This is a genomic window from Streptomyces sp. NPDC088147, from assembly GCF_044741565.1.
Taxonomy (GTDB): domain Bacteria; phylum Actinomycetota; class Actinomycetes; order Streptomycetales; family Streptomycetaceae; genus Streptomyces.
In genome coordinates this window covers 1-22,829 of the sequence record NZ_JBIUSY010000007.1, presented here as the reverse complement: position 1 = coordinate 22,829, position 22,829 = coordinate 1, and the positions used below count along the sequence as shown (strand labels likewise).

The 22,829-nt window shown below is 71.2% G+C and carries 24 protein-coding genes; 11 read left to right on the top strand and 13 right to left on the bottom strand.

What is annotated here, in order from left to right; translation table 11 throughout:
- Positions 1–55: 55 nt before the first annotated feature.
- Together ACIOGX_RS23665 and ACIOGX_RS23660 are read left to right on the top strand one after the other, a co-directional pair.
- Complete coding sequence (locus ACIOGX_RS23665; RefSeq protein WP_356514667.1) at positions 56–544, top strand: sec-independent translocase; 489 nt, start codon at positions 56–58, stop codon at positions 542–544.
- 116 nt (positions 545–660) lie between these two features.
- Positions 661–1,326, top strand: a complete 666-nt coding sequence (locus ACIOGX_RS23660; RefSeq protein WP_356514669.1) for a hypothetical protein — start codon at positions 661–663, stop codon at positions 1,324–1,326.
- 85 nt (positions 1,327–1,411) lie between these two features.
- Here ACIOGX_RS23660 and ACIOGX_RS23655 read toward each other — a convergent pair whose 3' ends face one another.
- From ACIOGX_RS23655 to ACIOGX_RS23645, 3 genes are all read right to left on the bottom strand, one after another.
- Positions 1,412–2,572: an Mrp/NBP35 family ATP-binding protein gene (locus ACIOGX_RS23655; RefSeq protein WP_401915957.1), complete on the bottom strand. Its 1,161-nt coding sequence runs from the start codon at positions 2,570–2,572 to the stop codon at positions 1,412–1,414.
- 42 nt (positions 2,573–2,614) lie between these two features.
- Positions 2,615–3,130, bottom strand: coding sequence for a DUF1003 domain-containing protein (locus ACIOGX_RS23650; RefSeq protein ID WP_356514733.1), 516 nt, complete (start codon positions 3,128–3,130; stop codon positions 2,615–2,617).
- 67 nt (positions 3,131–3,197) lie between these two features.
- Entirely contained in the window at positions 3,198–4,475 is a 1,278-nt protein-coding gene (locus ACIOGX_RS23645) for a magnesium transporter MgtE N-terminal domain-containing protein (RefSeq protein WP_356514673.1), read from the bottom strand.
- A gap of 204 nt (positions 4,476–4,679) precedes the next feature.
- On the opposite strand from ACIOGX_RS23645, the gene ACIOGX_RS23640 reads away from it, so the two are divergent.
- Entirely contained in the window at positions 4,680–5,468 is a 789-nt protein-coding gene (locus ACIOGX_RS23640) for a hypothetical protein (protein ID WP_129770484.1), read from the top strand.
- Here the strand turns inward: ACIOGX_RS23640 and ACIOGX_RS23635 are convergent.
- On the bottom strand, positions 5,465–6,028 hold the full coding sequence (locus ACIOGX_RS23635; RefSeq protein ID WP_401915954.1) for a hypothetical protein: 564 nt from the start codon (positions 6,026–6,028) through the stop codon (positions 5,465–5,467). The two genes, ACIOGX_RS23640 and ACIOGX_RS23635, sit on opposite strands and share 4 nt — an antisense overlap.
- Before the next feature lie 113 nt (positions 6,029–6,141).
- A complete protein-coding gene (locus ACIOGX_RS23630) occupies positions 6,142–7,266 on the bottom strand; it encodes a magnesium and cobalt transport protein CorA (RefSeq protein WP_129770482.1) in 1,125 nt (374 codons plus the stop codon).
- A gap of 465 nt (positions 7,267–7,731) precedes the next feature.
- On the opposite strand from ACIOGX_RS23630, the gene ACIOGX_RS23625 reads away from it, so the two are divergent.
- The gene (locus ACIOGX_RS23625) at positions 7,732–8,328 is read left to right on the top strand and encodes a suppressor of fused domain protein (protein WP_401915952.1); all 597 of its coding nucleotides are present in this window, start codon (positions 7,732–7,734) and stop codon (positions 8,326–8,328) included.
- Positions 8,329–8,454: 126 nt separating this feature from the next.
- Here ACIOGX_RS23625 and ACIOGX_RS23620 read toward each other — a convergent pair whose 3' ends face one another.
- A complete protein-coding gene (locus ACIOGX_RS23620) occupies positions 8,455–9,696 on the bottom strand; it encodes an MFS transporter (protein ID WP_401915950.1) in 1,242 nt (413 codons plus the stop codon).
- Between the two features lie 160 nt (positions 9,697–9,856).
- On the opposite strand from ACIOGX_RS23620, the gene ACIOGX_RS23615 reads away from it, so the two are divergent.
- The 3 genes from ACIOGX_RS23615 to ACIOGX_RS23605 all read left to right on the top strand — a co-directional run bounded on the left by ACIOGX_RS23615 (position 9,857) and on the right by ACIOGX_RS23605 (position 12,356).
- Positions 9,857–10,495: a DUF6758 family protein gene (locus ACIOGX_RS23615; RefSeq protein WP_356514683.1), complete on the top strand. Its 639-nt coding sequence runs from the start codon at positions 9,857–9,859 to the stop codon at positions 10,493–10,495.
- A gap of 198 nt (positions 10,496–10,693) precedes the next feature.
- Positions 10,694–11,563 carry a PHP domain-containing protein gene (locus ACIOGX_RS23610; RefSeq protein ID WP_356514685.1) on the top strand — a complete coding sequence of 290 codons (870 nt, stop codon included), beginning with the start codon at positions 10,694–10,696 and terminating at the stop codon, positions 11,561–11,563.
- Between the two features lie 187 nt (positions 11,564–11,750).
- Positions 11,751–12,356, top strand: coding sequence for a MarC family protein (locus tag ACIOGX_RS23605; protein ID WP_401915947.1), 606 nt, complete (start codon positions 11,751–11,753; stop codon positions 12,354–12,356).
- Between the two features lie 93 nt (positions 12,357–12,449).
- Here ACIOGX_RS23605 and ACIOGX_RS23600 read toward each other — a convergent pair whose 3' ends face one another.
- Positions 12,450–12,695, bottom strand: a complete 246-nt coding sequence (locus ACIOGX_RS23600; protein WP_129770476.1) for a hypothetical protein — start codon at positions 12,693–12,695, stop codon at positions 12,450–12,452.
- A gap of 84 nt (positions 12,696–12,779) precedes the next feature.
- On the opposite strand from ACIOGX_RS23600, the gene ACIOGX_RS23595 reads away from it, so the two are divergent.
- Positions 12,780–13,691: an NYN domain-containing protein gene (locus tag ACIOGX_RS23595; protein WP_129770475.1), complete on the top strand. Its 912-nt coding sequence runs from the start codon at positions 12,780–12,782 to the stop codon at positions 13,689–13,691.
- Between the two features lie 58 nt (positions 13,692–13,749).
- Here ACIOGX_RS23595 and ACIOGX_RS23590 read toward each other — a convergent pair whose 3' ends face one another.
- Entirely contained in the window at positions 13,750–14,604 is an 855-nt protein-coding gene (locus ACIOGX_RS23590; RefSeq protein ID WP_401915944.1) for an alpha/beta fold hydrolase, read from the bottom strand.
- Between the two features lie 89 nt (positions 14,605–14,693).
- Complete coding sequence (locus tag ACIOGX_RS23585; protein WP_401915941.1) at positions 14,694–16,670, bottom strand: DEAD/DEAH box helicase; 1,977 nt, start codon at positions 16,668–16,670, stop codon at positions 14,694–14,696.
- Between the two features lie 515 nt (positions 16,671–17,185).
- Between ACIOGX_RS23585 and ACIOGX_RS23580 the strand changes: the two genes are divergently transcribed.
- Positions 17,186–17,932: a ferritin-like fold-containing protein gene (locus tag ACIOGX_RS23580; protein ID WP_401915938.1), complete on the top strand. Its 747-nt coding sequence runs from the start codon at positions 17,186–17,188 to the stop codon at positions 17,930–17,932.
- Between the two features lie 89 nt (positions 17,933–18,021).
- Here ACIOGX_RS23580 and ACIOGX_RS23575 read toward each other — a convergent pair whose 3' ends face one another.
- From ACIOGX_RS23575 to ACIOGX_RS23560, 4 genes are all read right to left on the bottom strand, one after another.
- On the bottom strand, positions 18,022–18,297 hold the full coding sequence (locus ACIOGX_RS23575; RefSeq protein ID WP_356514693.1) for a hypothetical protein: 276 nt from the start codon (positions 18,295–18,297) through the stop codon (positions 18,022–18,024).
- A 239-nt stretch (positions 18,298–18,536) separates the two neighbouring features.
- Positions 18,537–18,764 carry a DUF3107 domain-containing protein gene (locus ACIOGX_RS23570; RefSeq protein ID WP_030352887.1) on the bottom strand — a complete coding sequence of 76 codons (228 nt, stop codon included), beginning with the start codon at positions 18,762–18,764 and terminating at the stop codon, positions 18,537–18,539.
- Positions 18,765–18,884: 120 nt separating this feature from the next.
- On the bottom strand, positions 18,885–19,526 hold the full coding sequence (locus tag ACIOGX_RS23565) for a TetR/AcrR family transcriptional regulator (RefSeq protein ID WP_356514695.1): 642 nt from the start codon (positions 19,524–19,526) through the stop codon (positions 18,885–18,887).
- Between the two features lie 157 nt (positions 19,527–19,683).
- Positions 19,684–19,914, bottom strand: coding sequence for a hypothetical protein (locus tag ACIOGX_RS23560; RefSeq protein WP_129770470.1), 231 nt, complete (start codon positions 19,912–19,914; stop codon positions 19,684–19,686).
- A 150-nt stretch (positions 19,915–20,064) separates the two neighbouring features.
- Here ACIOGX_RS23560 and ACIOGX_RS23555 point away from each other — a divergent pair, with 150 nt between their 5' ends.
- Together ACIOGX_RS23555 and ACIOGX_RS23550 are read left to right on the top strand one after the other, a co-directional pair.
- The gene (locus tag ACIOGX_RS23555; protein WP_401915933.1) at positions 20,065–21,024 is read left to right on the top strand and encodes an alpha/beta fold hydrolase; all 960 of its coding nucleotides are present in this window, start codon (positions 20,065–20,067) and stop codon (positions 21,022–21,024) included.
- Between the two features lie 8 nt (positions 21,025–21,032).
- Positions 21,033–22,454, top strand: coding sequence for a DUF3152 domain-containing protein (locus ACIOGX_RS23550; protein WP_401915931.1), 1,422 nt, complete (start codon positions 21,033–21,035; stop codon positions 22,452–22,454).
- The last annotated feature ends 375 nt before the right edge of the window (positions 22,455–22,829 follow it).

The following is a 22,829-nucleotide window of genomic DNA, read 5'->3' as shown; positions in this document are numbered from 1 at the left end:
ACCGTGGAGCGGCCCGGACCTCGCCCGACCTTCGACCCACCCCGAGGAGCAGCACGTGTTCAATGACATTGGCGCCCTTGAGGTGATCGCGATCGCGGTTCTCGCCGTGATCGTCTTCGGTCCCGAGAAGCTGCCCAAGGTCATCCAGGACGTCTCCGGCTTCATACGGAAGGTCCGCGCGTTCTCCGAGAGCGCCAAGGAGGACATCCGCTCCGAGCTGGGTCCCGAGTTCAAGGACTTCGAGTTCGAGGACCTCAACCCCAAGACGTTCGTCCGCAAGCAGCTGATGGACAACGACGATCTGGGGCTGAAGGAGATCCGCAGCAGCTTCGACCTCCGCAAGGAGATGAACGAGGTCGCGGACGCGGTGAACGGTCACGAAAGCGTGTCCGAGGCGGACACCTCCGCGACGCCGGTCTCCCCGAATGGCTCCGCTGCGATCGGGTCGTCCGCGACCGGCGCCTCCACCATTCCCGACCTGCTCAAGAAGCCGGAAAAGGCCACTCGGCCCGAACGTCCGCCCTTCGACGCAGACGCCACCTGAGTACGATCAATCCCATCGGGTCGGGACCTGGTGGCTATCCTCCAAGTGTTCGGTAGTGGGGCGCCCGTCGGGGGCGGGCCGCTCCGTAACGCTCACGATCGAGGAGGCGCCGGCAGATGGAGACGACGAGTCGGGCGGGTACGCGGGACGCGGCCAGCTCAGCCAAGGCCGGGGGCGGGGCAGCCGCCCTGCGTTCGGTCGAGGGCTATCTGCGGGCGCCTTTTCCCTGGTACGGACTGGATGACGCCTTCACCGGGCCGCGCTGGCTCATGCAGGTCGGCGCGACGGCCGACGGAACGGTACGGCACGGCGCCACGGGCCATGGTGAAGAGCCGTCGATAAGACCGGAGGCTCCGGCCGCCGACAGGGAACGCTTCGCGGTGGTCGTGACGGTGGCCACGAGCCCCGAACGGCGCACCGGTGACGGTACCGGGCACCTGGACGCCACCACGGCCTCCTCGGCGGCCTGGCTGGCCGGTTCGGCGCTGCTGGCGTTCACCTGGCCCCCGCAGCTGGACCACTCGCTGCGCGACAACTGGCTGGAGCAGCAGACGGAGGCCGCGTTCGAGCTGGCCGACGATCTCGACGGACCCGACTGGACGACGCTCTCGCTGCCCGTCGACGCGGAGCCGACGCCGTTCCACTACCGCGAGTCCGAGTTCGGCTGGGTGCTGGCCGGTTCGACGCGCCGCGGGGTGCACCTGGGGGCGTACGGGCGCGGGATGAGCGCCTACGGCCTCGGCTTCTCGGTGATCGAGGACATCAGGACGTACGCGTCCTAGGAGACGGGTAAGGGGCGGCCGCAATGGGCGGTCGCCCCTTACCCGTTGACGCTGCCGAGGTGGCGCGCCGTCGTCCCGGCCCGTCTCAGAACTTGTTGCGCGGGGTGATCCCCAGCGACATGCCCGACAGACCGCGCTGCCGGCCGCCCAGCTTGCTCGCGATCCCGCGCAGGGCGGCGGCGGCCGGTGAGTCGGGGTCGGAGAGCACGATGGGCTTGCCCTCGTCGCCGCCCTCCCGCAGCCGTACGTCGATCGGGATCGCGCCCAGCACCGGCACCTCGGCGCCCGTCGTCTTCGTCAGCCCCTCGGCGACCAGCTTGCCGCCGCCGGTGCCGAAGACGTCGATCATCTCGTCGCAGTGCGGACAGGGCAGGCCCGACATGTTCTCGACCACGCCGACGATCTTCTGATGGGTCTGTACGGCGATGGAGCCGGCCCGCTCGGCGACCTCGGCCGCGGCCTGCTGCGGGGTGGTGACCACCAGGATCTCGGCGTTCGGCACGAGCTGCGCCACCGAGATCGCGATATCGCCTGTCCCCGGCGGCAGGTCGAGCAGCAGCACGTCCAGATCGCCCCAGTAGACGTCCGCGAGGAACTGCTGGAGCGCGCGGTGGAGCATCGGACCGCGCCAGACGACCGGCGAGTTGCCCGGGGTGAACATCCCGATGGAGATCACCTTCACGCCGTTCGCCGACGGCGGCATGATCATGTTCTCGACCTGCGTGGGCTTGCCGTCCGCGCCGAGCATCCGCGGCACGCTGTGCCCGTAGATGTCCGCGTCGACCACACCGACCTTCAGCCCGTCGGCCGCCATCGCGGCGGCCAGGTTGACCGTCACCGAGGACTTGCCGACACCGCCCTTGCCCGACGCCACCGCGTACACCCGGGTCAGGGAGCCCGGCTGGGCGAAGGGCACCTCGCGCTCGGCGGTGCCGCCGCGCAGCGAGGCCGCCAGCTCGCGCCGCTGCTCGTCGCCCATCACGTCCAGCGTGACGTCCACCCGCGTGACCCCCGCGACCCGGGCGACCGCTTCGGTCACGTTCCGGGTGATCGTGTCGCGCATCGGGCAGCCGGAAACCGTCAGATAGACCGTGACGGTCACCGCTCCGTCCGGACCGATGTCCACCGATTTGACCATGCCGAGGTCGGTGATCGGCCGGTGGATCTCGGGGTCGTTCACCGTCGCCAGCGCTTCGCGCACCGCTTCTTCCGCGGGGACGGCGGTTCCGTACGTATCGGTAGCCATACCGAGATGGTACGGCGGTCCGTACCGGCTCGGGAAAGCCCGTCAGCGGTCGGGTTCCTCACGCCCGGGTTCCGCCCGGGGCGGCGCGTGCTGCTCCGTCATGTCCCGCATCAGATCCTGGAGCTCCGACCGGATCCAGTCGCGGGTGGCGACCTCGCCGAGGCCGATCCGCAGCGCCGCGATCTCGCGCGTCAGGTACTCGGTGTCGGCGATCGAGCGCTCGTTCTGCTTGCGTTCCTGCTCCTGTGTGACCCGGTCCCGGTCGTCCTGGCGGTTCTGCGCCAGCAGGATCAGGGGCGCGGCGTACGACGCCTGGAGGGAGAGCATCAGCGTCAGAAAGATGAACGGGTACGGGTCGAAGCGCAGTTCACGCGGGGCGGTGACGTTCCAGACGAGCCAGACGATGATGATCAGCGTCATCCAGACGATGAAGCGGCCTGTCCCCAGAAAGCGGGCGATACGCTCCGAAAGCACCCCGAAGGCCTCGGGGTCGTACTCGGGCAGCAGCCGGCGCCGCGGCGGGGCGGGCTGATCGAGCCTGACCCGGCCACCCCGCATCAGCGCGGTCGACCCGGCCCCCGAGCTGGTCCTCGCGCGCTCCCGGCCGGGCTCCCTGTCGGGGCGCTCACTCACCACGGGCCGCCTCTTCCATGCCGTGGTAGCCGGTCTCCCGCCAGTCGTCGGGCAGCAGGTGATCGAGCACGTCGTCGACGGTCACGGCGCCGAGCAGCGACCCGCCCTCGTCCACCACCGGCGCCGAGACCATGTTGTACGCCGCGAGATGGCTGGTGATCGCGGGCAGCGGGGTGTCGGGCGCGAGCGGCGGCAGATCGCTGTCGACGATCGAGCTGACCAGCGTGTACGGCGGATCCCGCAGCAGCCGCTGGAAGTGCACCGTGCCCAGGTACTTGCCCGTCGGCGTCTCGTCCGGCGGCCGGCAGACATAGATCTGCGCCGCGAGCGCGGGGGAGAGGTCGGGGAGCCGTACCCGGGCCAGCGCCTCCGCCACCGTCGCGTCGGGCCGCAGCACGATCGGGTCGGTCGTCATCAGACCGCCCGCCGTGCGCTCCTCGTACGCCATCAGCCGCCGCACATCGGCGGCGTCGTCCGGCCGCATCAGCGTGAGCAGCCGCTCCTTGTCGTTCTCGGGCAGCTCGGAGAGGAGGTCGGCCGCGTCGTCCGGGTCCATGGCCTCCAGGACATCGGCCGCGCGCTCCTCCTTGAGCTTGCCGAGGATCTCCACCTGGTCGTCCTCGGGCAGCTCCTCCATGACATCCGCGAGCCGGTCGTCATCGAGGGCGACGGCCACCTCGCCCCGCCGCTTCGGGGTCAGATGGTGCAGCACATTGGCGAGATCGACCGGGCGCAGGGTCTCGAAGGTGGCGACAAGGCTCTCCGCGCCCTGCCCCTCCTCCTCCAGCGAGAAGCCGGTGATCGCGGACCAGTCGACGGTCAGGGTCTCCCCGCGCCGCCGCAGGGCGCCGCCCTTCCTGCCACGCCGTACGAAGACCTTGTCGATCTCCCAGTCACGGCGGGCCGGCAGCTGACGGACGGCGACATCGAGGACCGTCACCTCCTCGCCGCTCTCCACGAGCCGCACGCGGCGGTCCAGCAGCTCGCCGAGGACGAGGCGCTCGGTGGGCCGCTGCTCGAAGCGGCGTACGTTGAGCACGCCCGTGGTGATCACCTGGCCGGACTCCACCCCGGTCACCCGGGTCATGGGCAGAAAGATCCGGCGCCGGCTGAGCACCTCGACGACCAGCCCGAGCAGCCGCGGCGGACGGCCGCCGACCCGCAGCATCGCCACGAGATCGCGGACCCGGCCCACCTGGTCGCCGACGGGATCGAAGACGGCCACACCGGCGAGGTGCGAGACAAAGATCCGGGGGGCGCCTGCCGCCATTTCCCAGCGCCTCCTTCGTCCGCGGTTGTCCTTCTATCCAGCGGGATAACGGGTTCAGGCTAGCCCGTACCGCTGCGGTACGCCCTGACGGATCCGTCCGTACAGCCTTCCTACGATGTCTGTGCGGTCTCTGTCGAGAGGTATCTCCGGCCCGGGTACGCTGCGGTCTGCCATCCCCAGCTGCGTTTGAGAGGCAGTGCGTCTGTGACCGTTCTCCTGTCGTCCGGCCGTGCCCGCAGGGTCGCTCTCCCCGTCGCGTTCTGCGTGGGGCTGGCCGCGGTTCTCACGGCATGCGGTGAGGATCCGGACGAGGGTACGAACGGGGTCGGCAAGCTCTCCGCCACCGAGATCGAGAGAAAGGCGCAGACCGCGGCGAACGCGGCGGGCGCGGTCAGGCTCGCCGGCACGCTGGTCACGCAAGGGGAGACCTACAAGCTCAACATGCGGCTCAAGGCGAACGGCGGGACGGGCACCGTCACGTCGAAGAACAGCACCTTCCAGCTGCTGCGCATCGAGGACGCGCTCTTCCTGAAGGCCGACGCCGGTTTCTGGAACCACGCGGACGATGAGGGCGGCGACGGCGACGGCGGCAAGGAGAGCGCCAAGCCCAGCGCTTCGGACGCCGAGGCCGCGGACAAGCTCCAGGACAAGTATGTGAAGGTCCCGGAGGACGACCCCTCGTACGAACAGCTGAGCGGCTTCACGGACATGAAGGTGCTGCTCGCCGGGATACTGACGCTGCACGGCAAGCTGAACAAGGGCGACCGCGACCGGATCGGCGGCGTGAAGACCATCAAGATCAACGGCGGCGAGGGCGACGGCGGGACGCTGGACGTCTCGCTGGAGGGCGCACCGTACCCGCTGCAACTGGTGCGCGCGGGCGGCGCGGGGACGCTCTCGCTCGCCGACTGGGGCCGTGACTTCGAACTGGCGGCGCCGGCCAAGGGCGAGACCGTCGACTACGGCAGCCGGCTCCCGGCCACCAGCGACTAACTCCGCTTGCCCTTGCCTGTGCCTTCGCCCTTGCCAGTGCCTTTGCCCTTGTCGCGCTTGAGGAGGAGCCGTCCGAGCGAGGCCGGCAGGGGCTGACGGGTCGTCGCGCCGGTCGGCAGCGGCGCCGCCGCCAGCGAGGAGTCCGGCAGATCGGTGATCGCGTCCTGGGGCGTCAGCCGCAGCACCCGGCACTCACGCGCCCAACGGTCCGTCATCACCTCGGCGTCGGGCGCGTTCAGCCGCTTGCCCTTGAGCTCGGCGACGGCCGTCTCCCAGCCCTCAGAGTGCGGCGCCAGCTCCACGACGGCCGCCGTCCAGGCGACGAGCCGGCCGCCCTTGTCCTTGCTCCGTACGGTCACCTCGGCCACCGAGCCGTCCGCGAGCCCCGGCAGAGGCTGCTCCCCGGGGCCGTCCCCGACCAGCAGCGCCGCGCCCTCGTGCCATACGTGCCACAGCGCGCGGTCGGGACCCGAGCCGCGCACCCAGATGAGGCCGGACTTCTTCGTGGCCTCTTCGACGAGGACCTGTCCGAGGTCGGGCCCGAGGTCTGCTTCTGTCATGCCCGCAGCCTATCCAGCCGCCGGGACGGCGGCCGGACAGGACGTACTCGGCGACAGGACATCGGCGGCGGGACGTACTCGGCGGCAGGGCCTACCCGGTGGCGGGACAGCCCTCAGAGCCAGCCGTTCCGCTTCAGGGTGCGGTGGATCGTCAGACAGATGGTGGCGATCGCGGCGAGCACCATGGGATAGCCGTACTTCCAGCCCAGCTCCGGCATGTGCTCGAAGTTCATGCCGTAGATCCCGCACACGGCCGTCGGTACGGCGATGATCGCCGCCCAGGACGTGATCTTGCGCATGTCCTCGTTCTGCGCGACCGTCGCCTGCGCCAGATTCGCCTGGAGGATCGAGTTCAGCAGCTCGTCGAAGCCGATGACCTGCTCGTGCACCCGGGCCAGATGGTCGGCGACATCGCGGAAGTACTTCTGGATGTCCGGGTCGACCAGCCGCATCGGCCGCTCGCTCAGCAGCTGCATCGGCCGCAGCAGCGGGGAGACGGCCCGCTTGAACTCCAGCACCTCGCGCTTGAGCTGGTAGATCCGCCCGGCGTCCGCGCCGCGCGAGCTGCCTTTCTCCGGTGCCGAGAACACATCGATCTCGACCTCGTCGATGTCGTCCTGCACGGCCGCCGCCACCGCGACGTATCCGTCGACGACATGGTCCGCGATGGAGTGCAGTACGGCGGAGGGCCCTTTGGTGAGCAGTTCGGCGTCGCTCTCCAGCCGGTGGCGCAGCGCGCGCAGCGAGCCCTTGCCGCCGTGCCGGACGGTGATCACGAAGTCCCGGCCGGTGAAGCACATGACCTCGCCGGTGTCGACGACCTCGCTGGTCGCGGTCAGCTGGGTGTGCTCCACGTAGTGGATGGTCTTGAAGACGGTGAACAGGGTGTCGTCGTACCGCTCCAGCTTGGGCCGCTGGTGCGCGTGCACGGCGTCCTCCACCGCCAGCGGGTGCAGCCCGAACTCGGCCGCGATACCGGCGAATTCCTCCTCCGTCGGCTCGTGCAGGCCGATCCAGGCGAAGCCGCCGCCCTCGCGCACCCGCAGCATCGCCTCGTGCGGGGTGACGCAGGGGTTCTCGGTGACCCGCCGGCCGTCGCGGTAGACCGCGCAGTCGACGACCGCGCTCGACGCGGAGGGGTCACGGGTGGCGTCGTACGTGTCGTACTTCCCGTACACGGGCTTGGTCTTGCGCAGGGACGGACGGACCGCTGCGCGCAGGTCACGGATCATCGACATGGCGGGCTCCTTCACGGAGAGGCCGTCGGCGAGGCGTGGCACAGCCCGGAATGGGGACGTGATGCGTACGTCCGCAAAGCGGGCGGCACCGGAGGGTCGCGGTGACGGCGTTCGCTACAGACAGGCAGAGAGTCAGATACTGCTCAGGCACTGCTCAGATACAGCTCAGGCACTGCTCAAGTACTGAGAGACGTGCTCTTCCGTCGTGCGATATGCCGTGGGCCCGGGGGACGGGGCGTCAGATCACCGGACACGAGGTCCGTACGGAAGAGCGGTTGGTACTGGCCGGGTGACTTCGATCCACCGCAGCCCCACCTCCTCCGGCCGGTCCCCCGTAGGGGATGACGTCGTCGGGACAAGAGAGCAACGCTTCTGCGTGCTGTCCCTACCAGCGGCCAAGACTATCAGCACACTGAGGGCCAACTCTGACCCTTGCCCAATCCTTACGGGATCTATGCTCGCCGGATGGGAGAAATTCTTGATCTGGTCGAGGCCCGGCTCCGCACGGCACTCGGCGAGCCGGACGCGCGCGCCGCGGTGACGTTTCTCGGGACGGACCGCTTCGAGGTGCTGCGCTTCGTGGACTCCCAGGGCGGCTCCGGTGTGGTGCGCTACGCCACGCTCGGGATGTCGGCGCAGCCGATGGCCGACCCGTCGGCGCTGCTCGCCGACCCCGTGAAGGGACCGCGCGCCGAACTCGTCCTGTCGGTGCGCGCCGGGCTCGCCGATACCGATCAGGTCCTTCGCCCGCTGGCCGTGCTGGCCGCGTCTCCGCAGGTCGAGGGCGTGGTCGTGGCCCCGGGCAGCTCGCTCGACCTCGGTGAGCCGCTGTGGCCGGGGGCGCCCTTCAGCTCCGTACTGGTCGGTGAGCCGGGCGGGCTGGTGACGGATCTTGAGCTGGACGCGCCGCTGGAGCCGGTGCGGTTTCTGCCGCTGCTCCCGATGACGCCCAATGAGGCGGCGTGGAAGCGGGTCAGGGGCGCGCGGGAGCTGGAGGAGCGCTGGCTCGCGCGGGGCACGGACCTGCGCGACCCGCTGCGCGCCTCCGTGCCCCTGGACTGAGGAGCCGCGCCGGCCAGCCGGTCGGCCGGTCAGCCCGTCAGCCCGTCAGCCCGTCGGCCGGTCGGCCGGTCAGCCCGTCAGCCCGTCAGCCCGTCGGCCGGTCGGCCGGTCAGCCGGTCAGCGGCTTCAGTCGGCGAAGACCGTGACGCCGTCCTCCGTGGCGTGCGCGGGCCGCAGCTCCTCGGCATTCTGGCTCAGCGCGCCGCGCCGTACGCCCACGATGACCGCTCCCACGACGGCCGCGAGCGCGGCGACCACGAACGGGATGTGGACGTCGCTCCACTCCTCGATCTTCGGTGCGAGGAAGGGCGCCGCCGCCGCGGCGAACCAGCGGACGAAGTTGTAGCCCGCGCTCGCCACCGGCCGGGGCGCGTCGGAGACCCCCAGCGCCAGTTCGGTGAAGACGGTGTTGTTCAGGCCGATGAAGGCGCCGGAGACGATCGTGCCGACGACGGCCACGGTGTGGTTCCCGTATCCGAGCACCAGCAGATCGACGGCGAGCAGCACGAGTGAGCCGCCCAGCACCTGGAGCGAGCCGAAGCGCCGCTGGAGCCGGGGCGCCACCAGTACCGAGAAGACCGCGAGCAGCAGCCCCCAGGCGAAGAAGACGGCCCCCGACGCGTACGGGGTCATGTTCAGCACGAACGGCGTGAAGGCCAGCACCGTGAAGAACGCGTAGTTGTAGAAGAACGCCGAGGCCGCCGCGGACGCGAGCCCGCCGTGCCCCAGGGCCCTGACCGGATCGAGCAGCGACGTCCTGCGCGCGGGCCTGGGCTGTTCCTTGAGGAACGCCGTGATGCAGACGAAGCCGATGGCCATCAGGGCCGCGGTGCCGAAGAACGGATAGCGCCAGCTGGCGTCGCCGAGCAGCGCGCCGAGCAGCGGTCCGCAGGCCATACCGAGGCCGAGCGCCGACTCGTACAGCAGGATCGCCGCCGCGCTGCCCCCGGCCGCCGCGCCGACGATCACGGCGAGCGCGGTCGAGACGAAGAGGGCGTTGCCGAGCCCCCAGCCGGCCCGGAAGCCGACCAGTTCGGTCACCGACGACGACGTGCCCGACAGGGCCGCGAAGACCACGACGAGCGCCAGACCGGCGAGCAGGGTCTTGCGGCCCCCGATGCGGCTGGAGACCCAGCCCGTGAGGAGCATGGCGACCGCGGTGATCAGGAAGTACGAGGTGAAGAGCAGCGAGACCTGGCTCGGGGTCGCCGCCAGGCCCTTGGCGATGGACGGCAGGATCGGGTCCACCAGGCCGATCCCCATGAAGGCCACGACCGACGCGCCCGCCGTGGCCCAGACGGCCTTCGGCTGACGCAGCAGGCCGCCCGCGCCCCCGTCTCCCTCGTCGAACGGATCCTCTCCGCGCATGAGGCGTGCCTCCACTCTCCCGCTGGATCGATGCAATAGGCAGACAATAAGTTAGGTAAGCTAATAAGTGCAAGTTACATCTATCTCTCCGTGCTCGGACTCTGACCGGACGGGTGATCGTCCTTGACGCGGCGTCGGCCGGGGAGGACCGTGGGGCGCTATGAGGGGCGAACCCAGTTGCCCGAAGTGCGGTGGCCGAGTCAGGGCGCCCGGCCTCTTCGCCGACTCCTGGCAGTGCGATGTACATGGCACGGTGCATCCGCTACAGCCCGTGATACCGCCCAGCGTCGAAGCCCTCGGTGTCGTGGTGCACCGTGCCCAGGTGCCGGTGTGGATGCCCTGGCCGCTGCCGGTCGGCTGGCTCTTCACCGGCGTGGCGTACGCGGGCGACGACCGCAGCGGGGGCCGTGCCACCGCCGTCGCCTGCTCGGGACCGGGGCCGCTCGGCGGAATGGGGGAGCTGCTGCTCGTCGCCGAGGAGCTGGGCGTCGGACTCGGCGCGCGCTACGCGGGGATCGCCGGCCCGGACCCGGGCCCCGCCATATGCGTCGACAAGCCACCGCCGACCAAGGTGCTCGCGGCCGGCCGGCCCACCCCGCTCTGGCATGTCGCGGACGCCCCGGAGGACCGCGCGGTCTTCGCGGGCGAGGCGCTCGGCCTGTGGCTGTGGGCGATCGTCTGGCCCGAACAGTCGGGGCTGCTGCTCTACGACGAGGTGGTGCTGACCGATCTGCGGGACGTGGGCGCGGAGATGGAGCTGCTGCCCTGCGGAGCGCTGTCGCCCCGGCTGCTCTCCTGAGCCACCGACCGCCCGTGAGCCTCTGTGACTCCCCCCGAGGGGCCTGAGGTCAGCATCGCGGTATCAGTCCGTCAGGGCCACCCTCCTGGCTCCGCCCGTCCCGGCCCGCGTGCGCGCCCGGCGCGTCCTGGGCCGCCCCCGCGTGCCGTTATCCTTGACCGTCCCCCTGTCCGCGCCGAACCTCCGGAGTGACGCGCCGTGCGCATCGATCTGCACACCCACTCCACGGCCTCGGACGGTACGGACACCCCCGCCGAGCTGGTGCGCAACGCGGCCGCCGCCGGGCTCGACGTCGTCGCGCTGACCGACCACGACACCACCCGCGGCCACGCCGAGGCGATCGCCGCGCTCCCGGCACTCGGCCGGGACCTCACCCTCGTCACCGGTGCGGAGCTCTCCTGCCGGCTCGACGGCATCAGCCTGCACATGCTGGCGTATCTCTTCGACCCGGACGAGCCGGAGCTGCTGGCCGAGCGCGAGCTGGTACGGGACGACCGCGTCCCGCGCGCGCGGACGATGGTCCGCAAGCTCCAGGAGCTGGGCGTCCCCATCACGTGGGAACAGGTGTCGCGCATCGCGGGCGACGCCTCGCTCGGCCGTCCGCACATCGCCACCGCCCTCGTCGAACTCGGCGTCGTCGAGACCGTCTCCGACGCCTTCACCGCGGACTGGCTCGCGGACGGCGGACGCGCGTACGCCGAGAAGCACGAACTCGACCCCTTCGAGGCGATCCGCATGGTCAAGGCCGCCGGAGGGGTCACCGTGTTCGCGCATCCGCTGGCCGCCAAGCGGGGCCGCGTCGTGCCCGAGTCCGCCATCGTCCGGTTCGCCGACGCCGGTCTCGACGGCATCGAGGTCGACCACATGGACCACGACGAACCGACCCGGGCCCGGCTGCGCGGACTGGCCGCCGAACTCGGCCTGCTGCCCACCGGATCCAGCGACTACCACGGCAGCCGCAAGTCCGTGGAACTCGGCGGCTGTACCACCGACCCGGAGATCTACGGCGAGATCACCCGGCGGGCCTCCGGCGCCTTCCCGGTGCCGGGTGCGGGCGGACGCGCGTAAGTCCGGCCGTACCGCGCGCCGTCTCCGTACCGCGCCGTCTCCGTACCGCTTCCCCTTTCCCGTACCGCTTCTCCGCAGCGCTTCCCCGTGCCGCTTCCTCATGGCACGGTCGCGCCCTCACCTCGTCGCGCCTCCGCGCGCGTCCGTTCCCGCGCCTCCCGTCTCTACGTCCCGCAAGGCCCTCACTGTGTTCGACTTCGCCGTCTTCGGCTCCCTCTTTCTCACACTCTTCGTGATCATGGACCCTCCCGGGATCACCCCGATCTTCCTCGCCCTCACCTCCGGCAGGCCCGCCAAGGTCCAGCGCGCCATGGCCTGGCAGGCGGTGGCCGTCGCCTTCGGGGTGATCACCGTCTTCGGGCTGCTGGGCCAGCAGATCCTGGACTATCTGCATGTCTCCGTACCGGCGCTGATGATCGCCGGCGGGCTGCTCCTGCTGCTCATCGCGCTGGATCTGCTGACCGGCAAGACCGATGAGCCGAAGCAGACGAAGGACGTCAATGTCGCGCTCGTCCCCCTGGGCATGCCGCTGCTCGCGGGACCCGGCGCGATCGTGTCCGTCATCCTCGCCGTCCAGCACGCCGAGGGCACCTCGGCGCGGATCTCGGTCTGGGCGGCGATCGTCGCGATGCATGTCGTGCTCTGGCTGACGATGCGCTACTCGCTGCTGATCATCCGGCTGATCAAGGACGGGGGAGTGGTGCTGGTGACCCGGCTGGCCGGGATGATGCTTTCGGCCATCGCCGTTCAGCAGATCATCAATGGCGTCACCCAGGTGATCCAGGGCGCCTGACATGGGCAGCGCCCCCGTACGAGTGATCCGTACAGGGGCGCTTCGTCGGTTCGCGGTCGGTCGCTGTCGTACGCGTCGCGAAGGGATACGGGGTTACGAGGCCGAGGTTTCGGCCGGGCGGATATAGATGCGCTGGCCCATCGCGGCGGCCTGCTGCACGATCCGATTGACGGAGGCGGCGTCCACAACGGTGCTGTCGACAGCGGAGCCGTCAACATCGTCGAGTCGCATGATTTCGAAGCGCAAGGCTTCTCCCTTCGTCTGATCCTCCTGCTGGAGAACTATGGGGTGACGGACTGAGCCGTCGGCAGTTACATCCAGATGCAACGGCTTGCCCACTGCAAACATTCCCTACGCTAAGGAAAATTTTCGGATGACTAACTTCTGGCGGGTACCGTCGCGTCCGCAGAGAATGAACGGTGTATGAGCGAGGCAGAGATCAACCCAGAGATCGCCGACATCGGCGCCCGTCTGGAGCGCACCAACGAGCTGCTCCAGCGCATGCTCGCCGAAGTCGCCAAGACCCCGTCCACACATGCCATCTTCGTCGACGCCGGTTACGTCTATGCTGCGGCCGGATTGCTGGTGGCGGGCACCGAGGACCGGCGCGCCTTCGATCTGGACGCCGAAGGGCTCATCGAGGCCTTCATCGACAAGGCCCGGATCATCTTCGCGGACAGCCGGCTGCTCCGCGTGTACTGGTACGACGGCGCCCGACGCCGCATCCACACCTCGGAGCAGCAGTCCATCGCCGAACTGCCCGACGTCAAGGTCAGGCTGGGCAATCTGAACGCCAACAATCAGCAGAAGGGCGTCGATTCCCTGATCCGCACGGATCTCGAATCGCTCGCCCGGCACCGCGCCATCAGTGACGCGGCGCTGGTCGGCGGCGACGAGGACCTGGTGTCGGCCGTCGAGGCGGCGCAGGGGTACGGCGCGCGCGTGCACCTCTGGGGCATCGAGGCGGGCGAGGGCCGCAATCAGGCCGAGCCGCTGCTGTGGGAGGTCGACAGCCAGCGCACCTTCGACCTGGACTTCTGCAAGCCGTATGTCACCCGCCGCCCGGTCACCACCTACGAGCACGAGGGTGAGCCGCCGCCCTCCCGCGACCAGGTGCGGTTCATCGGCGCGCAGATCGCCGCGACCTGGCTGGCGGAGCGCGGCCGGGAAGCCATGGCCGAGCTGCTGCCGGGCCACCCGTATCTGCCGGGCCCGGTGGACCAGGACCTGCTGATCGAGGCGGAGAAGCTGCTCCAGCGGTCGCTACGGGGCCACGCGATACTGCGCCGGTCGCTGCGGGACGGCTTCTGGCACCACTTGCAGTCGCAGTACTGACAGTCCGGTCCGGCCTCTCCAGCCCGGCGGTCGGCCGTGGGGGTCGCGGTGAGCGGGGTCAGACCGTGAGTCGGCCCTGGGCGTCCCAGAAGTCCCTGAGCGCGGCGGCGGTCTCCCGCGGCCGGTCGGTGTTGGGCGAGTGCTGGGCGCCCTCGATGACCGTCCGGCGGGCGCCGAGGCGCACGGCCATCTCGTCCAGCAGCGGCACCGGCCAGGTGTCGTCCCGCTCGCCGGACATCACATGCTTGGGGAGAGGGCGTACGGCGGCCAGCTCGTCCACCCGGTCCGGCTCCACGCTCAGCTGCCGGCCGGTGGCGATCAGCTGGGCCGGCTGGGTGAGGAGCCAGCGCCTGCGCAGATCCTCCCCGTCGATGGCGGTCTCCTCGGGGGGATCCATCGAGCGCATGATCTCCCAGACCTGCCCCATCGTCATGGCCCTGAGCGCCCCGCTGAGCAGCTCGGCCCGCTCCCGCTGGACCTGGGTGACCCGCGCGGGCCCGGAGGACAGCAGCGTCAGCGTGACGAACGGGCCGGGGTCGAGCAGCACGGCGGCACGGGCGATCAGACCGCCGAGCGAGTGCCCGACCAGATGTACGGGGGAGCCGAGCGCCTCGGTCTGCGCCAGGACGTCGGCGGCCAGCTCGCTCTGCGCGTAGCCGTCCTCGGTCTCCGGGCCCGCGGTCTCGTACTGGCCGCGGCCGTCCACGCAGACGACCCGGTAGCCGGCGTCCGTGAGGGGCTCCAGCAGCGCGATGAAGTCCTCCTTGCTCCCGGTGAACCCGGGGAGCATCAGCGCGGTGCCGCGCGGCTCCCCGGCCGGCCTCGCGTCGAGCGTGGCGAAGGGCCCGCGGCGGGTCGCGAGCGTACGGGCGCGGGCACAGGAAGGCGGGACGAACGTGGGCGGCCGACTCATGCGAAGAGGCTAACCGCGCCTCGGAAAGCCGATGGCCCGGCACCCCCCTCTGGGGGCGTCGGGCCATCCGGCTGTGGTGCGCGCGTACGTCAGCTCTCGGTCTTCGCCGCTGTCGTGCGCGTACGGCGGCGGCGCGGCTTGGGCAGCGCCTCCCCCTCCGCTTCGGGTGCCTCCGCGGTCGCGGCGGCCTCGACGGCCTCGGCGGCCGGCTTGGCGACGCGGGTACGGCGACGGGGCTTGGTCTCCGCGACGGGGGCCTCGGCCGTGCCGTCCACCGGCTCCGCCGCCACCGGCTCCGCGGCCTCGGCCACGGGCTTGGCGACGCGGGTACGGCGGCGCGGCTTGGTCTCGGCGACCGGCGCCTCGGGGGCGTCGGCCGGCTCCGTCACCGCGGCGGCCTCCACCGTCGCGGCCGTGTCGGCCGCGGGCTTCGCGGCCCGGGTACGGCGGCGGCGCGGCTTGGCCACGGGCTCCGCCTCCGGCTCGGGAAGGACGGGCTCCGCGACGACGGACTCCGCGGCGACCGGCTCGGAAACGACCGGATCCGCCGTGGTCTCCACGGCCGGTGCCCCGGACACGGCCCCTGACCCGGCTCCGGAGCGGGTACGCCGGCGACGGCGCGGGGTACGCGCCTCGGCGGGCCGCTCCACGCTCGCGGGCACGTCCATCGGCACGGCGGTCTGGAACTGCGGCTCCGCGGTCTGGAACTGCGGCTCGGCGCTCGGGGGCAGCGGCGCCGCCACCGTCGCGGCGGCCTCCAGCGGGGTCCCGCCGCGGGTACGGCGGCGCTGGCGCGGTGTGCGCGTACGGGCCGGGCGCTCTTCCCGTACCGCCGCCGCTGCCGCGGGAGCGGCGGACTTGCGGCCGCGACCGCCCGTCTCGCCGAGGTCCTCGACCTGCTCGGCCGACAGACCCGCGCGCGTACGCTCCGCGCGCGGCAGGACGCCCTTGGTCCCGGCGGGGATGTTCAGCTCCTCGAACAGGTGCGGGGACGTGGAGTACGTCTCCGGCGGGTCCGGGAAGCCGAGGTCCAGCGCCTTGTTGATCAGCTGCCAGCGCGGGATGTCGTCCCAGTCGACGAGCGTGACGGCGGTACCGGACGCGCCCGCCCGGCCCGTGCGGCCGATGCGGTGGAGGTAGGTCTTCTCCTCCTCCGGCGACTGGTAGTTGATGACGTGCGTCACGCCCTCGACGTCGATACCGCGCGCGGCGACATCGGTGCAGACGAGGACGTCGACCTTGCCGTTGCGGAAGGCGCGCAGCGCCTGCTCGCGGGCGCCCTGGCCCAGGTCGCCGTGGACCGCGCCGGAGGCGAAGCCGCGCTGGGCGAGCTGGTCCGCGATGTCGGCGGCCGTGCGCTTCGTACGGCAGAAGATCATCGCCAGGCCGCGGCCCTCGGACTGGAGGATGCGGGCGACCATCTCCGGCTTGTCCATGGAGTGGGCGCGGTAGACGCGCTGCGTCGTGTTGGCGACCGTCGCGCCCGCGTCGTCCGGCGAGGTGGCGCTGATGTGCGTGGGCTGCGACATGTACCGGCGGGCGAGGCCGATGACCGCGCCCGGCATCGTCGCGGAGAACAGCATCGTCTGCCGCTTGGGCGGCAGCAGCTGGATGATCTTCTCGACGTCGGGCAGGAAGCCCAGGTCGAGCATCTCGTCGGCCTCGTCCAGGACGAGCGCGCGCACATGGGAGAGATCGAGCTTCTTCTGGCCCGCCAGGTCGAGCAGCCGGCCCGGGGTGCCGACAATCACATCGACGCCCTTCTTGAGGGCCTCGACCTGCGGCTCGTAGGCCCGGCCGCCGTAGATCGCCAGGACCCGGACGTTCCGCACCTTGCCGGCCGTCAGCAGGTCGTTGGTGACCTGCGTGCACAGCTCGCGGGTGGGGACGACGACGAGCGCCTGCGGGGCGTTGGTGAGCTTCTCGGGCACGGCCCGGCCGGACTCGACGTCCGCGGGGACCGTGACGCGCTCCAGGAGCGGCAGACCGAAGCCGAGCGTCTTGCCCGTGCCGGTCTTGGCCTGTCCGATGACGTCCTTGCCGGAAAGCGCGACGGGGAGCGTCATCTCTTGGATGGGGAACGGAGACAGGATGCCGACGGCTTCTAGCGCTTCGGCTGTCTCGGGGAGGATTCCGAGGTCTCGGAAAGTCGTAGTCAGGGTGCTGCCTCTTCTGTGAGACGCGGCGCGAGGCGAACGCTGGGGGTCGTACCGCACCTGGGTACTCGGCCGGCCGTGGATTGGCCGGATGGCGCGGGACCACTGCCGTCGCTCGAGCGCTCGAACCGCTGAGGGGGCCCCTCATCTGCGGCCGTACGCTGCTGTGCGTACGATCCGCGCGGAGGGCGGTCGGGTCGGAGCCGATCGGGCCACCGACCGGGCATCCTCATGGGGCCTGCACGAGGGACTACCCTCGTTCAAACACTGTCTAACACTGCGATCGCCCGCCGAATATTCGGCAGGCGCATTACCACTGTACCCCGGAATCGCGCATGTGTGTTGGGCGAATTCGTCGGATCGGTGTGACCACGGTGTCTGACCAGGCCCTTACGCGGCGCGAAGAGCGGGCTATTGTGCGGTCCATGGAGACGCCCGACACCGCCACCACGCCCGCATCCGCAGCCGAGGAACCCACCGGGATCGCCGCCCAGGACTGGGACACGGCCTCCGCCGAGCCGCAGTACCGCGCCGCGGTCGTGGATCTGCTGGGAGCGCTCGCCTATGGGGAGCTGGCGGCCTTCGAGCGGCTCGCCGAGGACGCCAAGCTCGCGCCGACCCTCGCCGACAAGGCGGCCCTGGCGAAAATGGCCGCCGCCGAATTCCACCACTTCGAGCGGCTGAACGACCAGCTGCGGGCGATCGACGCCGAGCCGACCGGTGCGATGGAGCCGTTCGCGAAGGCGCTCGACGACTTCCACCGCCTCACCGCGCCGTCGGACTGGCTGGAGGGCCTCGTCAAGGCGTACGTGGGCGACTCGATCGCCAGCGACTTCTACCGCGAGGTGGCCGCGCGGCTGGACACCGACACCCGCGCGCTGGTGCTCGCCGTACTGGACGACACGGGACACGGCAACTTCGCCGTGGAGAAGGTCCGCGCCGCGATCGAGGCGGAGCCGCGGGTCGGCGGGCGTCTGGCGCTCTGGGCGCGCCGGCTGATGGGCGAGGCGCTCTCACAGGCGCAGCGGGTCGTGGCCGAGCGCGACGCGCTCTCCACGATGCTCGTGGGCGGGGTGGCGGACGGGTTCGATCTCGCGGAGGTCGGCCGGATGTTCTCCCGGATCACCGAGGCGCACACCAAGCGGATGGCCGCCCTCGGGCTGGCCGCCTGATCCCCCTCGGACGGGCCGTTCGATCCCCCGGGCCGACCGCCTGATTCCCCGGGCCGGCCGCCTGACCGGCGGCCCCTCCGGGGAACGGCTCAGGGGGTGGACGTCTGGGGCCGGCGCAGCCCGCGACGCGTGGGGCGGAGCAGCAGCGACAGCAGCACCGCTCCCACCAGCAGCGCACCGACGAGCGTCGCGAGAACATGGCCCGCGCCCAGCGCCATATGCGTCACATAGGCGCCGACGAGCGCGCCGACCGGGCCGGCCGTGAACACCGTCCGGTGAGCCGGGAGCCGGTGGGAGAGCCGGCTGGCGGCCGCCCACGAAAGACCGAGTCCGAGCAGGACCGATCCGAGAACTTCCCAGATCACTGCTGATCACCTCACGACGCCGGGAGTGACATGTGGTCAGGGCCTTGGGCCCAGCACGTCACTACCCGGAGTGCACGGAACGCAACCCTCGACAGACCCCCGGGAGAGGGCGGCTACGCGCATAGCGGAACTCACGGGTAACAGACCGGGGAGGGGACAGGGGAACGGACGGCGGACGGACAGCGGAGCGGCCCGGCGGGGGTGTCCCGCCGGGCCGTTCCGTGCACGAGTGCGCGTGACTACAGAGCGCCGAAACCGACGCGTCGTGTGGCCGGCTCACCGATCTCCACGTACGCGATCCGCTCGGCCGGTACGAGCACCTTGCGCCCCTTGTCGTCCGTGAGACTGAGCAGCTGCGCCTTGCCGGCCAGCGCGTCGGCGACGGCGCGCTCGACCTCCTGGGCGGTCTGCCCGCTCTCCAGAACGATCTCGCGGGGCGTGTGCTGCACGCCGATCTTGACCTCCACGGCTATGTCCCTCCGAACGGTCTGCGTTGCGCGGCCAGCCGCGCGGTACGCAGCACACATTAGCCCGGAGCGACCATCCGGAAGACGCCGCGGGGAACGCCCGCAGCGAACACCCGTCGTTCAGTGCTGCTCACTGCCGTGCAGCGGGAAGCCGGCGATCCCGCGCCAGGCCAGCGAGGTGAGGAGCTGGACCGCCTGATCGCGGGGGATCGCGGACTCGCTGGAGAGCCAGTAGCGCGCCACCACCTGGGAGACGCCGCCGAGCCCCACGGCCAGCAGCATGGACTCCTCCTTGGAGAGCCCGGTGTCCTCGGCGATCACGTCGGAGATGGCCTCCGCGCACTGGAGCGCGACCCGGTCGACGCGCTCGCGGACCGCGGGCTCGTTCGTCAGATCCGACTCGAAGACCAGGCGGAACGCGCCGCCCTCGTCCTCGACATAGGCGAAGTACGCGTCCATCGTGGCCTCGACGCGCAGCTTGTTGTCCGTCGTGGACGCGAGCGCTGTACGGACCGCCTGGAGCAGGCTCTCGCAGTGCTGGTCGAGCAGGGCGAGATAGAGCTCCAGCTTTCCGGGGAAGTGCTGGTAGAGGACGGGCTTGCTGACACCGGCCCGCTCGGCGATGTCGTCCATCGCGGCCGCGTGATAGCCCTGTGCGACGAACACTTCCTGAGCCGCGCCCAGCAGCTGATTGCGTCGGGCGCGACGCGGCAGGCGCGTGCCTCGCGGGCGCGCCGCCTCTGTCTGCTCTATGGCTGTCACGCCGCCTCCCAAAAATTCGTTCCGTGCGCGCTGTGCGCCGCCTGGCCATCGTACTTTTGGGTAACCCGGCTGTGCGTGGTGAGGACCTGTTTTTTTGGCGCCCGGTCACGTCCGGCGGGCGTACCAGGGCCTTTGCGGCACGAGCCCGACCGCCCGGTCACGGACGGTAGTCGTCGTCCTCGTCGGTCCCGACCGCCCGCGCCTGATCGGCCGCGTCCGCTTCGTCCGCCCTGTCCGGGTCGATACGTGTCAGGGGTTCGTCGCCCCCGGGCCGTACGTCCGTGTGCTGTTCCGCGGCGTCGGCCTCGGGGACCTCCTCGTCCAGCTCGGCCGTCCCGTCCTCGCCGTCCGTCTCGAAGGTTTCGGGATCCGTGGGGTCAACCGCCATGGCGTGCCCTCTCTCTCCCAGCGCTCTCCTTAGAGCCTAGGCCCTGTCCTCGGACTCCCGCCTGCTCTGGAAGCGGGGGACGCGCGGCGCCATGCGGCCTGTGATCGCGAACACACGGGCCGGGGCGTGATCGTCTCGTAACATTGCGGCATGTCGTCGACCGAGCTGCCGGAAACCATTGCCGCCGCCGTGGCGCCGAAGGTGAGTCCCGTACGGGTCGCGGACGGGGAGCGGCTCCGTTCCGTCGCGCTGCCGGGACTGACGCTGACCGTACGAGCGCGGCCCGCGTCCCGGGCCGGCGCGCCGCCCGCGCTGTATGTGCACGGGCTCGGCGGCTCCTCGCAGAACTGGTCGGCGCTGATGCCGTTCCTGGAGGACATCGTCGACGGCGAGGCCGTCGATCTGCCCGGGTTCGGGGACTCGCCGCCGCCGGACAACGGCAATTACTCCATCACCGGCCATGCCCGTGCGGTGATCCGGCTGTTGGACGCGGGGAGGCGCGGCCCCGTGCATCTCCTCGGCAACTCCCTCGGCGGCGCCGTCGTCACGCGCGTCGCCGCTGCCCGGCCCGATCTGGTGCGGACCCTGACGCTGATCTCGCCCGCGCTGCCGGAGATCCGGGTGCAGCGCACCGCGTTGCCGACCGCGCTCCTCGCGGTGCCCGGTGTCGCCTCGCTGTTCGGCCGGCTCACCCGGGACTGGACGCCGGAGCAGCGCACCCGCGGCTCGATGGGGCTGACCTACGGCGATCCCTCGTCGGTCCGCGAGGAGGATCTGCGCCACGCCGTGCGGGAGATGGAGCGCCGGCTCCAACTGCCGTATTTCTGGGACGCGATGGCCAACTCGGCGCGCGGTATCGTCAACGCGTACACCCTGGGTGGTCAACACGGGTTGTGGCGGCAGGCCGAACGGGTGCTGGCGCCGACGCTGCTCGTCTACGGCGGGCGGGATCAGCTCGTTTCGTACCGTATGGCCCGCAGGGCGTCGGCCGCTTTCCGCGGTTCCCGGCTGCTTACCCTCCCCGAGGCCGGACATGTTGCCATGATGGAGTACCCCCGGCAGGTCGCGCAGGCGTGCCGGGAACTCATCGATGACTACGACAGGAGCTGATCCGGGGCGTGGGACGACACAGCCGCAAGGGCCCTGTACCCCAGGGCGCGCGGTCCACGGCCGCGGTCGCGGCGGAGGAACCCGACCCGGCACAGGCCGGATCCGGCAGGAGTTGGCGCAGGCGCGCCGCGGAAGGCCGGGGCGCGGAGGGCCGGGACGCGGACGCGGAGCAGCAGCACGGCGGACCCGCGCACGCCACCCCCGCGCACGGCGTGCCGCAGGTGCGCGGCGGTCACCCCGAGCAGCGTGAGGCCGGCGGCGGCTGGGGCGGTGAGCGGCACCACGGTGATACGCGTCACCCCACCGAGTCCGCCGACACGGCGCGGCGCGACGCGTCCCCGCCCAAGCAGCCGCGTACGCCCGGGACTTCGGCGCCCACGCCGTCGTCCCCCGCCGCTCCGGCGCCCGCGGCTCCGCGTATCCCGGGACCGCGGCGCGAGTTCATCGAGGCGTTCGACGACGACGCGTTCGACGCCTTCCGTGCCCCGTCCTCCCGTACCGCCGTCTCGGAGGACGGCGCGCCCGGCCCGCAGCCCACCGGTGACCGGGACGGCGGCGCCGACGGCCCCGGCGGCGGGGACACCGAGCAGGACCCGGCGGAGCCCGCCAGAGGCGGCAAGGGACGTGCGCTCACCGGCATCGCCGCGGCGGCGGTGACCACCGTCCTCGCGGTCGTCGTGGCCGGGCAGGTCACCGAAGGCGGGACGAGAACGGCCGACGCGCGGTCCGCCGACGGCGCCGAGCGCGCCGTCGAGGCCGAGGACACCTCGCGCTCCGAGGGCCGGCCCACCCCCTCGCGGTCCGCGGCCGGTGCGTCCGCCCCGGCCGCCACCTACGCGCAGCTGATGACACGACAGTTCCCGCTCGATCCGGAGCTGACGGCCTCGGGCGACTTCACCGCCGTACCTGGTCTCGCCAAGGCGCCCGGCAAGGGGCAGAAGTTCCGCTACCGCGTGGACGTCGAGAAGGGGCTCGGGCTGGACGGCGGGCTCTTCGCCGACGCCGTCCAGAAGACCCTGAACGACGACCGGAGCTGGGCCCACAACGGCGCCATGACCTTCGAACGGATCTCCAGCGGCGAGGCCGACTTCGTGATCACGCTGGCGAGTCCGGGGACCACCGGCGTCTGGTGCGCCAAGTCCGGCCTGGACACGACCATCGACAATGTGTCCTGCGACTCGGCCTCGACCGACCGCGTCATGATCAACGCCTTCCGCTGGGCGCAGGGCGCGAAGACCTTCGGTGACAAGGCGATGTTCAGCTACCGGCAGATGCTGATCAACCACGAGGTCGGACACCGTCTCGGACACAATCACGTGAGCTGCCGCACGCCCGGGTCGCTCGCGCCGGTGATGCAGCAGCAGACGAAGTCGCTGGACATCGAGGGGATCACGTGCAAGCCGAACCCCTGGGTCTTTCCCAGTAGGTGAGATGCCCGTCTGTTGAGATGCCCGTCTCATGAACGCCCCCGCGCCGCGTTGACATCGCACGCGGGGTGGGGCCGCTCGATCCCGGGCGGTGCGGCCGACGCTCGATTCCGGCGCTCGCCGCGGCCCGCCGCGCGGCCCGGAGAGCCCTCCGCGCGCCCGCCGGGGGCGTGGCCATGGACTGACGCCGTGTAGCCGGTCTGTTCCGTAGCGCGACAGAACGCTACCGGTACGGGAAAGTTACGTGCATTCACCCCTTCCGGTGGTGGGGGGGGGGGGGGGGGGGGGGGCCGCCCGCCGGGGCGGGGGGGGGGGGGGGGGAATAATCCGACTGAGAGGGGGCTTGTTGGGAGGAAACAGAAACCGAAACCTGCGGGC